Source organism: uncultured Veillonella sp. (assembly GCF_937981445.1).
In the GTDB taxonomy this organism is placed as follows: domain Bacteria; phylum Bacillota; class Negativicutes; order Veillonellales; family Veillonellaceae; genus Veillonella_A.
In genome coordinates this window covers 49,774-60,327 of sequence record NZ_CALJON010000058.1, presented here as the reverse complement: position 1 = coordinate 60,327, position 10,554 = coordinate 49,774, and the positions used below count along the sequence as shown (strand labels likewise).

At 39.9% G+C, this 10,554-nt stretch carries 13 protein-coding genes; all 13 read left to right on the top strand.

The window, feature by feature from the left end; translation table 11 throughout:
* Window positions 1–249 (top strand): hypothetical protein (locus tag Q0376_RS09170; RefSeq protein ID WP_298706764.1); only part of this gene is annotated, 249 nt, incomplete at its 5' end.
* A gap of 121 nt (window positions 250–370) precedes the next feature.
* The gene (locus Q0376_RS09165; RefSeq protein WP_298706762.1) at window positions 371–988 is read left to right on the top strand and encodes a hypothetical protein; all 618 of its coding nucleotides are present in this window, start codon (window positions 371–373) and stop codon (window positions 986–988) included.
* 65 nt (window positions 989–1,053) lie between these two features.
* Window positions 1,054–1,509: a hypothetical protein gene (locus tag Q0376_RS09160; protein ID WP_298706760.1), complete on the top strand. Its 456-nt coding sequence runs from the start codon at window positions 1,054–1,056 to the stop codon at window positions 1,507–1,509.
* A gap of 80 nt (window positions 1,510–1,589) precedes the next feature.
* Window positions 1,590–2,546 carry a hypothetical protein gene (locus Q0376_RS09155; RefSeq protein WP_298706758.1) on the top strand — a complete coding sequence of 319 codons (957 nt, stop codon included), beginning with the start codon at window positions 1,590–1,592 and terminating at the stop codon, window positions 2,544–2,546.
* A 160-nt stretch (window positions 2,547–2,706) separates the two neighbouring features.
* Window positions 2,707–3,219 (top strand): hypothetical protein, encoded by a 513-nt coding sequence (locus Q0376_RS09150; RefSeq protein ID WP_298706756.1) that lies wholly within the window; start codon window positions 2,707–2,709, stop codon window positions 3,217–3,219.
* Between the two features lie 40 nt (window positions 3,220–3,259).
* A complete protein-coding gene (locus Q0376_RS09145) occupies window positions 3,260–3,901 on the top strand; it encodes a hypothetical protein (RefSeq protein WP_298706754.1) in 642 nt (213 codons plus the stop codon).
* Between the two features lie 108 nt (window positions 3,902–4,009).
* Complete coding sequence (locus Q0376_RS09140; RefSeq protein ID WP_298706752.1) at window positions 4,010–4,591, top strand: shikimate kinase; 582 nt, start codon at window positions 4,010–4,012, stop codon at window positions 4,589–4,591.
* 19 nt (window positions 4,592–4,610) lie between these two features.
* On the top strand, window positions 4,611–5,525 hold the full coding sequence (locus Q0376_RS09135; protein ID WP_298706773.1) for an ATP-dependent 6-phosphofructokinase: 915 nt from the start codon (window positions 4,611–4,613) through the stop codon (window positions 5,523–5,525).
* 110 nt (window positions 5,526–5,635) lie between these two features.
* Window positions 5,636–6,712, top strand: a complete 1,077-nt coding sequence (locus Q0376_RS09130; protein WP_298706750.1) for an efflux RND transporter periplasmic adaptor subunit — start codon at window positions 5,636–5,638, stop codon at window positions 6,710–6,712.
* Window positions 6,713–6,724: 12 nt separating this feature from the next.
* Window positions 6,725–7,462 carry an ABC transporter ATP-binding protein gene (locus Q0376_RS09125; RefSeq protein WP_298706747.1) on the top strand — a complete coding sequence of 246 codons (738 nt, stop codon included), beginning with the start codon at window positions 6,725–6,727 and terminating at the stop codon, window positions 7,460–7,462.
* Window positions 7,455–8,669, top strand: a complete 1,215-nt coding sequence (locus Q0376_RS09120) for an ABC transporter permease (protein WP_298706745.1) — start codon at window positions 7,455–7,457, stop codon at window positions 8,667–8,669. The genes Q0376_RS09125 and Q0376_RS09120 overlap by 8 nt, the downstream gene beginning before the upstream one ends.
* Window positions 8,670–8,682: 13 nt before the next feature.
* Entirely contained in the window at window positions 8,683–9,129 is a 447-nt protein-coding gene (locus tag Q0376_RS09115) for a PaaI family thioesterase (RefSeq protein ID WP_298706743.1), read from the top strand.
* A 401-nt stretch (window positions 9,130–9,530) separates the two neighbouring features.
* Window positions 9,531–10,553 carry a phenylalanine--tRNA ligase subunit alpha gene (gene pheS / locus Q0376_RS09110; RefSeq protein WP_298706771.1) on the top strand — a complete coding sequence of 341 codons (1,023 nt, stop codon included), beginning with the start codon at window positions 9,531–9,533 and terminating at the stop codon, window positions 10,551–10,553.
* Window position 10,554 lies beyond the last annotated feature (1 nt).

The following is a 10,554-nucleotide window of genomic DNA, read 5'->3' as shown; positions in this document are numbered from 1 at the left end:
ATTGAAGTGGCAAAGTCTTCGTTTAAAACAGCGAATCATCCGCAGCGTATGACCATAAGTGATAGCAATGGGACTTATGATTTTGCAGTAGAGCAGCATATAACAAGTGAAACAGTGAAGAATCAAAATATGAAGAAATTAGAAGTTAAGGTGTTACATGAAAATCAAGAGCTTATTTCTTTATGGACCTATCTTTGGGAAGGTGTTGAAGGGCCTTCAGTTAATGAGGACTCGGCAGTTTATAAATAGTCTGCTTAGTTTCATAAGAAAACAAACAAATAGTAAGTCAGTAGGTAAGACGAGACCTAATAGGGGACAGAATTTAGGACTGAACGTAGGGCAGAACTTAGCACATAGTATAAGACATAAGATGGGAACTAAAATAGGCATTAAGATAGGAACTAAATTAGGAATTAAGGTAGGAACTAAGTTAGGGATTAAGGTAGGAACTAAGTTAGGACATAAGGCATACTCACTTGAATGTGGCAGTTTTTTAATAGAGGTAATGGTAGGAATTACGATTATCATGGTCGTATTGAGTAGTTTTTTAACTTTTATAGCCCAGAGCTTTACTTGGGCACAAAAATTTCATATTCAAAATGAATTATTTTATGAAAATATAACGGCACGGCAAGTATTGCGATATGCCTTAATGAATACGGGTTCCGATATTACAGTAAATTATAATTCGCGATATCTTATATGGGATGGTAAACGCCGCTATGGCATCGAGTATGGCGAGGTGCGGCGCATGTTGGATAATGGGCAAAAGCAGGCCTTAACATCTCCGTCCATAAGTCCTTATAAGGGCAATTTAGTAGTTACTTCCATAGAGGGGCGACCACATTTTACTCAATTATATACTGAGGGGCCAATTCATATGGAGTGGCAAATGGAATTACGACCTGCTTCTGCCTTGGATCCTAGTGTTTCACCAGAGATTACCTGTTTAACTATGTATCCCATGCATAAGTATTTCACGAATTAAATGGTCTAAAACGTATTTATTTTGTAAAAGAGAATTTATAATAGGATATTTTAGGAAAATCGTGTATGGACACATATATTACGAAATTCTGGTTACGATTGTATGGTCATAAAAAGCAAACTTTTATAGGAGGATTTTTCACTTATGTAGCCTTACTTTTAGGGACTATATTAATTTTATTTTGGGCTCAAATAAGTGGAGAAATGAAAATTGTAATTCAAACTATGCATGATGAGGTAAAACTTACAGAAGTGAACTATGAAGCCGAAGCTATGTTAGTCGTACTTTTACAAGAATATAGTCATCGTAAAGAGCAACTGGCAGAGGGGGTTATGACCTTGTATTCAGAAGATGGTGAAAAAGAGACGTTTTATCGTTTGTTAAGACCTCTGTCGGCAAATGGATTAGGGCGGATTATTGTAAAAGTAAAGTATAAGAAGACTGGATTGCAGGCACAATATGTGGCGGAGTTTACTGATATGGATGGTGTTATTTCGTTAAAAGCGGTAAGACATATGTAGGAAAGTACAGGATATGGGGGAAGATACAGCATATGTGGGGAATAAAGTATGTGATAGTGTTTTTGTAAAGGAGTTTTAATATGAAGTGTAAATACATAGGAGCTGCCATCAGTGATTCTACGATAGTGGGCGTGGAGCTAGTAAATAAAAAAGGTGAGTTCTCTGTGGTAGATATTTTTCATATGAAGCGAAAGGGCTCCCTTCGAGATGATTGCCATCGTTTTATTACACAATTTTCTTTGGACGGGCAGCGGATTGGTGTGGCCGCAATTTCAGATCGACGAGATGAAGTGTTAGTAACGCCGAGCTTGAGTCGCTTTGAAACGGCAGAATTGTTAAAATGGCAAATTAGTGATTATGTAGATTGGCCGGAATCCTATTATTTTTTCGATTTTGTCACGGAAGCTCCATTACCTGATATGGTAATGCAAAGCGATATAGAACAGCAATTAGTATACTTGGTGGCCTTGCCTAAACAGATTATAAATGATGTGGCAACGGGGATTTTGTCAGGTCATGGCAATTTAGAAATAATAGACTTTTTCCCTGGTGCTTTAACCCGTCGTTATGTCGAGCATAATGGCAGTGTTATTGCTTTGATTAAGACTGATACGATAGAGTTAACGGGGTGGTCACGCCATATGTGTTTGGCTAAATGTGAAGTAGCAAAGGACTTTATAAAAGTAAAAGAAGGTTTAGAACAAATTGAGACTGACCTATATACATATGGTGTTCCCGGCATTGCAGGGATTGCTTCATTTGCTATGAATGATGAGAGCAAAAAGAGCAATGAGAGTAATGAAAGTAACGGGCGCAAAAAGAGCAATGAGAGTGATGAGCGTAATGAGAGTAATGGTACAGTGCCTGACCAGGCAATTCAAGAATTGTTTGCTTCCTATGGTGAATTAACTCCTATTTACTGTGATGTTAGCAAGGTGGGCCAAGAGGTGGCGTTACATATGGCTCAGGAATTGCCATTGTTATGGAATATGGCTATGGGCTTAGCTATACGAGGATTATATAAGCCATCTTACTAAGTTTTGGCAACTTTTAAACTAGCGCCATATTAGGTTGAGGTTATATTAGTTTAAGGTCATACAAGACTAAGGATATACAAGATTAGGACTATATTAGAAAAAGATCATATTAGATTAAGATCATATTAGAATTTGACAATGGATTGCTGGGGAGGTTAAAGTGAATTTTATTACCTTAGGCATGCGTTGCCGTAAGTTGTATATGTTTAGAAAAGCTTGGCTTATGGGAGCGTTCTGTTTTATTCTAGGGCTTCCGATTTATTTCTTCTTACAAAGCTATCAGTATATGGTGAAGACCGAAGATATTAAAAATGAAATAAGTATTCTAATGGAACAGGGCCGACCTATGCGGGCGCAGGCTGTAGCTTACGAAGTGAATAAGCAAGCTTTGCTAGCACATCAACAAGAAACTTCTAGGATTAATAAGATTGTGCTTTATGCTTTGCTAGAAGCTGAAGATGGCATTCAATTAGAGAACATACAATGTTCTGACTATGAAGTGTCTATAAAAGGACGTGCAATTAATGCAAAATTAGGAACAGAGTATGTACAGCGATTAAAATATAAGTTGAAGGATGTGAGTATAACTGACAAGCAAGGAACTGATGCTACTCATAAAGTGGCTACATTCGAAATTCATGGCAGCCTTACAGGAACTAAAGATAGGGCCTAAATATATTGGATGGGGATTAGGGCTTTACCTTATATTATTAATGGGCAGCATATGGACCTATGGTTTTACTAAAGACGAAGTGTTTCGAGTCACACAGGAATTGGTGGCAAAGGAACAACAATTTACTAGTGACCAATATATAGTGCAAAATGAATCCTATGATTTGGTACAAGATTTGGCTCGTACATATGGAAGTGATGAGCTAAAACAAATTATTCTTACTAAAACCGCAGAACATAGATTGCACATAGTGGCTATGGAAGAGCTAATGGATGCATCTTCAAGACCTGTAAAGACTAAGAGTACTAAGGATAGTAAGGATAGTGAGGATAATAAAACCACCATAGATGGTAAAGATAGTAAGGATAGAAAAAATACTAAAGATACTAAAGATACTAAAGATTCTAAAGATACTAAAGATACAAAGGATTCTAATGAAGCTAATGATAGCAAGGACACTAACGAGCAGAAGCTAAATAGAGTAGCTAATTCAAAAAATCACGATGACAGTGAACCATTAACTACATTGCGGGTGGAACTTCAAGGGGATTTAAAAGAATGCTTATTAATGCTAAATGAACTGACTAATCAATATCCGTCATTGCAATATAGAGCAGAGTCATTGACATTAAAAAATGGACAACTTCACATGGTATATAAAATAAGTAATAGCCAAGGCTGATGAATTTCATTTTGTTTTTCATCAGTGCTTGGCTTTTATTTATTCAAATTTTGCCAGCCATGTAGTACAATGAAAGATAAGAAATTAAACAGATACAGGCGGGATAGAATGAAACGAAATATTATTTTAATTGGCACAATGGGCAGCGGCAAGAGTCATCTGGGACGTAATTTAGCGGAAGCCAAGGGATGGCAATTTGTTGATACGGATCGACTTTTAGAACGTCGCTATAATTTGCCTATTGCACAAGTTTATGAAAAATTAGGGGAAAAGTTATTTCGTGCTGCAGAGCGTGAGATTTTAAAAAAAGTTTGTTTATATCATGAGTCTGTGATTTCAGTAGGGGGAAATTTTCCTATTGATGTGAGGACGTTGCGCTATTTGCAGCGCTATGCTTATATAGTGGGGATTCGGGCAGCTAATTATCGCATAGTAAAGCGGGTAAATCGTCGCATAGGCAAGCGCCCTACTATGGATTATGATGATGTAGGGGGCTTTGTAGAATCTATGCTGCAAGTATGGAAGCCTTTGTACCGCAAATGTGATTTAGTTATAGATACAACATATGGTCGAACAGAAGATTTAATTGACCGAATTCATGAAGTGATTGAACAAGACGGTATTGTATTTAAGAAACGGCGACCTTTAACAGGAGGGAAGAGGCGTGAAAAATCTAGCAATTCTAACTAGCGGTGGTGATGCACCAGGCATGAATGCGGCTGTGCGTGCCTTAGTTCGTAAAGGCATTTACGAAGGCTATACAGTTTATGGCATTCGACGAGGATTTGAAGGCTTATTACATGATGATATTATTCCTTTAGATCGCCGTGATGTAGGGGCCATTGTAAATAAAGGGGGCACCATGCTTAAAACTGCTCGATGCCCTGAGTTTAAGGAGTTAGACAATCAGAAAAAAGCGGCCGCTCTTTTGAATCAGCGTCAAATTGATGCGGTTTTAGTTGTTGGTGGTGATGGCTCCATGGCCGGTGCACAGGCATTGAGTGAGCAGGGTATCCCAACGATTACAATTCCCGGAACGATTGACAATGATATGTGTGGTTCGAAGTATACTATTGGTTTTGATACGGCCTTAAATACCATTATTGAGGCGGTTGGTAAAATTCGTGATACCTCTACAGCTCATGATCGAGTGGCTATTGTGGAAGTCATGGGGCGCCACGCAGGGCATTTAGCGGTGCAGTCAGGCCTTGCTTGTGGGGCAGAGCTTGTTTTAATTCCAGAAAAGCCCCTACCTCTTGATGTAGTATGTGATCATTTGCGTGCCTCTAATGCAGCTGGTAAGACAAACAGTATTATTATGGTTGCCGAAGGAGCGTATCGGAGCTTTGAAGTATGTGCCTATATAAAGGAGCATATGGAGATTTCCCCGAGTGTAACGGTGCTTGGGTATTTGCAACGAGGCGGTTCGCCTACGGCAAAAGATACGACAATGGCTGCTTTGATGGCCGAAAAAGCCATTGATACGCTTAAAGCAGGGCAATATAATTGCTTGATTGGGGTCAGTGATAAGGGGATTGAAGCCATTCCGTATGACATAGCCAAAGATATACGCTATCCCATAGATGAAGGACAATACCAATTAATTTCTGTATTGGCTCGTTAATTTAAGTAGATGTGCAAACATCAGAACTACTTTTTCCATTCATGAGTAGCTCATTGTAACGCTCTATGATTATTTATAATATATTGTGATAAAGTAAAGGAGTTATATGAATGTGGAGAAATAAAAAGTTTTGGGGGGCTATAGTCCTAGTATTAATTGTATTGGGGGCCGCTTTTTATTATTTTAAAGGCAAAGATAATAGCGCAGCTCCTAGTTACACTACGGGTAAAGTAGAACGAGGCAATATTTCAACTATTATCACTGCCACGGGGACCATTAACCCAGTAAACTATGTAGATATTTCTACGAATGTAGCAGGCATGTTAGAATCTGTATTGGTAAAGGAAAATGACCATGTTACAAAAGGTCAAGTAATTGCAACTATTGATGATCGGCAGTTGCAAGCTTCCGTTGATGATGCACGAGCAACTTTAGATACAGCTAAGCTAAATTTAGATCGTTATTCTGTTTTAGTGTCTCAAGGGGCCATTGCACAACAAACTTATGATACCGCTAAAGAAGCCTACGACAAGGCCTTAGCAGCGTATAACCGAGCTGAAGCTGTATTAAATGACTCGACCATTACATCTCCTATGGATGGGACTGTAATTGGTACACCATTAAAAGTGGGCCAAACGATTAGTACAGGCATTTCCACGCAGATGATTATTGCTACAGTGGCAGATTTAAAAAATCTAGAAATTTACTTAACTGTTGATGAAACCGATATTGGCAGTATTAAAAAAGGGTCTCGCGTTGATTTCACCGTAGATGCCCATCCCGGCAAAACGTATACAGGGACCGTAAGTGATATTGCCCTTGGCACAAAAGGTAATATGGGGACTACTAGCTCCACCGTAGTATATTACACGGTAAAAGTGGCCATTCCAGAGTCTGAAGCAGGTGATTTCTTCCCCACTATGACGGCTCGTGCTACAATTTACGGTGATGAACAGAAAAATGTACTCGTAGTACCATTAGCAGCTGTTCGTACTGATAAGGTTGGGGAATATGTATATGTAATTAAAGATGGTAAGCCTGTGCGCACTAGTGTAACTACAGGCATCACTGGGGATACTACGATTCAGATTACTAAAGGTGTTAATGAAGGCGATGAAATTGTAGTAAGTGGTGATGTGAGCGCTAATTCAAAGACCACTAAATCTGGTGGCGGACCAATGTTTTAGGAGGCGTTATATATGAAAGAAGCCGTAATAACATTGGAAGGCATTACTAAGACATATGTGAATGGCAAATTAGTAGTACCGGTGTTGCATGGTATTGATTTGTCTATTTATGAAGGTGAATTTACATCCATCATGGGGCCATCTGGTTCAGGGAAGTCTACGTTTATGAATATATTAGGCTGCTTGGATCGCCCTACATCAGGGTCTTATAAGCTTGATGGGGAAGAAGTGGCAACGCTAAGTGATGATGAATTAGCTTTTGTGCGCAATAAGCGTATAGGCTTTGTGTTTCAAAGTTTCAATTTACTACCTAAGCTAACAGCTCAGGATAATGTGGCACTTCCTATGGTGTATGCAGGGGTTAAGAAACAGGAGCGTAAGGCACGAGCAGCAGAGTTGCTCACCGCCTTAGGGCTGGGCGATCGATTAGACCATTTGCCAGCTGAATTATCTGGTGGACAAAGGCAGCGTGTGGCTATTGCCAGAGCCCTTGCTAATGATCCATCCATTATCATGGCTGATGAACCAACAGGTAACTTAGATTCCAAATCCTCAGTAGATGTAATGGATATTTTTACTAATTTATATAAAGAAGGGCGTACTATTATCTTAGTAACCCATGAGCCCGATATTGCTACCTATGCAAGTCGCAATATTGTGCTTCGTGATGGATTAATTGTAGAAGATAAGCAAAATCCTCATATGGCTGGTTTAGAGAGAACCAAAAAAGGAGGTGGGGCTCATGTATAAAGAAGGATTTCTTATGGCCTGGGCCTCTATTGTGGCTAATAAAATGCGCTCTCTTTTGACTATGTTAGGGATTATTATTGGTGTTGCTGCCGTGATTGCCCTCGTATCCATTGGCTATGGTGTACGCAGTCAAATTCAAGACTCTATTTCGAGCCTAGGCAGTAACTTGCTCATGGTCTATCCAGGGGCACCACGTACGCCAGGGGTGCGTCCTACAGCTGACTCACAAAAGACTTTGAAGATAGATGATTTTAAGTCCATATCTCATATTGATGGTGTTGATTTGGCCTCACCAGTGTCAGCTGGTTCCAGCTATATTGTGATTTACATGAATAAGAACTGGACGACGACAGTTAATGGGGTCAGTGCTAATTTCCAAGAAATCAATAATTGGACAGTGAAGTCGGGGCGTTTTATTACGGACTCACAAGTGGAGCGCCGGGAGCGGGTAGCCGTTATTGGTAATACAGTAGCGACTAATTTGTTCGGTGATGAAGATCCGGTGGGCAAAGATATTCGTATAAAAAACAATCCTTATAAAATCATTGGTGTACTCGATTCAAAAGGATCCGGTAGCTTTGGGAATGACCAAGATGATATCGTGTTCATTCCTTATACAACAGGGATGGAACGCCTTCAAGGGGTTGATTACTTGCGCATGATTTACATTAAAGCAAAGGATGGCGAAGATTTAACTCGTTTGCAAGCGGATGTGGAAAATATTATGCGGGTGCGTCATAAGGTAAAAAATCCTGAACTTGATGATTTTAATGTACGTAATATGGCTACGATTATGGCCACTGTAGAAGAAACTACGGCTACCATGACTATGTTTTTAGGTGCTGTAGCGGCTATTTCCCTTTTAGTCGGGGGCATTGGCATTATGAACATTATGCTCGTGTCTGTTACAGAACGAACGCGTGAAATCGGGGTTCGAAAAGCCTTAGGGGCGACCTATCAGACCATTGTTATGCAGTTCCTTATTGAGGCGGTGGTAATCAGCTTAGTAGGCGGAGCCATTGGCATTGTTATCGGCATAGGTGCGTCTAAAGCCATTAGTGCCTTATCTGGCATGACTACGGTTATATCAATGGGACCGATTTTATTATCTTTTGGATTCTCTATGGCCATTGGCTTAATCTTTGGTCTCTATCCAGCACGAAAGGCTGCGAAATTGAATCCTATTGATGCGCTTCATTATGAGTAGTACGAGGTTGTTTATGGAACAGAATATTAGAACATTAGTAGATTATTTTAACTCCATTCGTGAATCTAATACATTTGAATGGTCAAAAGATTATGTTGTTACCAGCGGCAAGCCAGGACATCTAGAAATGACCTTTACTACCGATGTGATTCGTCATATGAATTTTCATGGCGCCGTGCAAGGTGGCGTATACATGACCTTTTCTGATATTTTGATGGGCGTTTCTTGTTTTACTTTGGGGCGTCAAGTGGTTACCATGGAAATTAAAGGTAATTTCATCAAAAGCTGTAGAGCCGGAGAAGTATTACGTGGCGTTGGTAATGTAGAGCATAATGGAAAGAATACCTTAGTAGCTACTAGCCGCATTTATGACTCTGTAGGTGAATTAGTCTATATGGGGACTGGTACTTTCTATGCTATTGGAGAGCATAAACTACCAGACTTACCTTGGCATTTGTAAGAAAGACGTTAGGTCATGGCCTAGAGCTTTTGACAAGGGCCTAATAACTTTGGTATACTAACTCATATATTAATAACACACTTGGTTATTCCGGTTTATTAGGGCATTCATCCCTGGTCAGAAGTTCATACTAGAACATCTAAACTGAATATGCCAAGTAAAGGCGATGACAAAATTGGCGTTCTAGACGTGATTTTTCAGAGAGTAAAGTATTGGTGTGAGCTTTATAAATCAACTAGAAAGAGCCCTTCCTTTTGGAGCCATGGATTGAACTAAGAGTAGATTCATCGTGAGGCCGCGTTAAGGCTTTTGAGTACTAATTAGGGTGGTACCGCGAGTTTATATAACCTTCGCCCCTTGCCAGGGGTGGAGGTTTATTTTTTTAGGAGGCTAATATGGGCATGGAAGAAACTTTAAAGGCATTGAAAGAGCAAGCCGCGTCGTTGATTAATCATGCGGATGCATTGCCAAAATTGCAAGAAGCAAGAGTTAAGTATTTAGGTAAAAAAGGGGAATTAACAGCATTATTAAAAGGCCTTGGTAAATTGGCAGCTGAAGAGCGTCCGCGCATGGGGGCTCTTGTAAATACAGTGCGTCAAGAGCTAGAAGCTATGATTGATGATGTGCAACAAAAGTTAGAAGCTGAAGTATTAGCCGCTAAATTAAGTGCTGAAAAAATTGACATTACCTTGCCAGGTCGTGCGACTCGTGAAGGGCACGTACATCCTTTGACAGCTGTTAATGAAATGATTGAATCCTTCTTTATGAAAATGGGCTACACTGTAGCAGAAGGGCCAGAAATCGAAAGTGACCATTTCAATTTTGAATGTTTGAATTTACCTGCTGACCATCCAGCACGAGATATGCAGGACTCATTTTATATAACAGAAAATATTTTACTTCGTACTCATACATCGCCAGTACAGGCACGTACGCTTCAAAGCCAAGAACCAAATAGCCCAGTGCGCATGATTGCACCAGGTAAAGTATATCGTTGGGACTATGATGCTACCCATTCACCAGTGTTCCATCAAGTAGAAGGTCTTGTTGTAGATAAAGGCATTACCTTTGCAGATTTAAAAGGGACGCTTGAAATCTTCTTGCGTCACATGTTTGGCGAAGAAACAAAAGTGCGCTTCCGTACTAGCTTTTTCCCATTCACAGAACCTAGTGCAGAAGTAGATATTTCTTGCTGCATGTGTCATGGTGAAGGCTGCCGCGTATGCTCTCATACAGGTTGGCTTGAAATTTTAGGCTGCGGTATGGTGCATCCTGAAGTACTTCGCATTAATGGCTATGATCCTAATGAAGTGCAAGGCTTTGCCTTTGGTATGGGTGTAGAACGTATTGCCATGCTCTTATATGGAATTGGCGATTTACGCTTGTTCTATGAAGATGATGTTCGTTTCTTGAAGCAGTTTTAGG

Excerpts from the sequence above, each read along its gene's own strand:
- Q0376_RS09165 (WP_298706762.1), top strand. The coding sequence starts at position 371 with ATGGGAACTAAAATAGGCATTAAGATAGGAACTAAATTAGGAATTAAG.
- Q0376_RS09160 (WP_298706760.1), top strand. The coding sequence starts at position 1,054 with ATGGACACATATATTACGAAATTCTGGTTACGATTGTATGGTCATAAA.
- Q0376_RS09155 (WP_298706758.1), top strand. The coding sequence starts at position 1,590 with ATGAAGTGTAAATACATAGGAGCTGCCATCAGTGATTCTACGATAGTG.
- Q0376_RS09145 (WP_298706754.1), top strand. The coding sequence starts at position 3,260 with ATGGGCAGCATATGGACCTATGGTTTTACTAAAGACGAAGTGTTTCGA.
- Q0376_RS09140 (WP_298706752.1), top strand. The coding sequence starts at position 4,010 with ATGAAACGAAATATTATTTTAATTGGCACAATGGGCAGCGGCAAGAGT.
- Q0376_RS09135 (WP_298706773.1), top strand. The coding sequence starts at position 4,611 with ATGAATGCGGCTGTGCGTGCCTTAGTTCGTAAAGGCATTTACGAAGGC.
- Q0376_RS09130 (WP_298706750.1), top strand. The coding sequence starts at position 5,636 with ATGTGGAGAAATAAAAAGTTTTGGGGGGCTATAGTCCTAGTATTAATT.
- Q0376_RS09125 (WP_298706747.1), top strand. The coding sequence starts at position 6,725 with ATGAAAGAAGCCGTAATAACATTGGAAGGCATTACTAAGACATATGTG.
- Q0376_RS09120 (WP_298706745.1), top strand. The coding sequence starts at position 7,455 with ATGTATAAAGAAGGATTTCTTATGGCCTGGGCCTCTATTGTGGCTAAT.
- Q0376_RS09115 (WP_298706743.1), top strand. The coding sequence starts at position 8,683 with ATGGAACAGAATATTAGAACATTAGTAGATTATTTTAACTCCATTCGT.
- pheS (WP_298706771.1), top strand. The coding sequence starts at position 9,531 with ATGGAAGAAACTTTAAAGGCATTGAAAGAGCAAGCCGCGTCGTTGATT.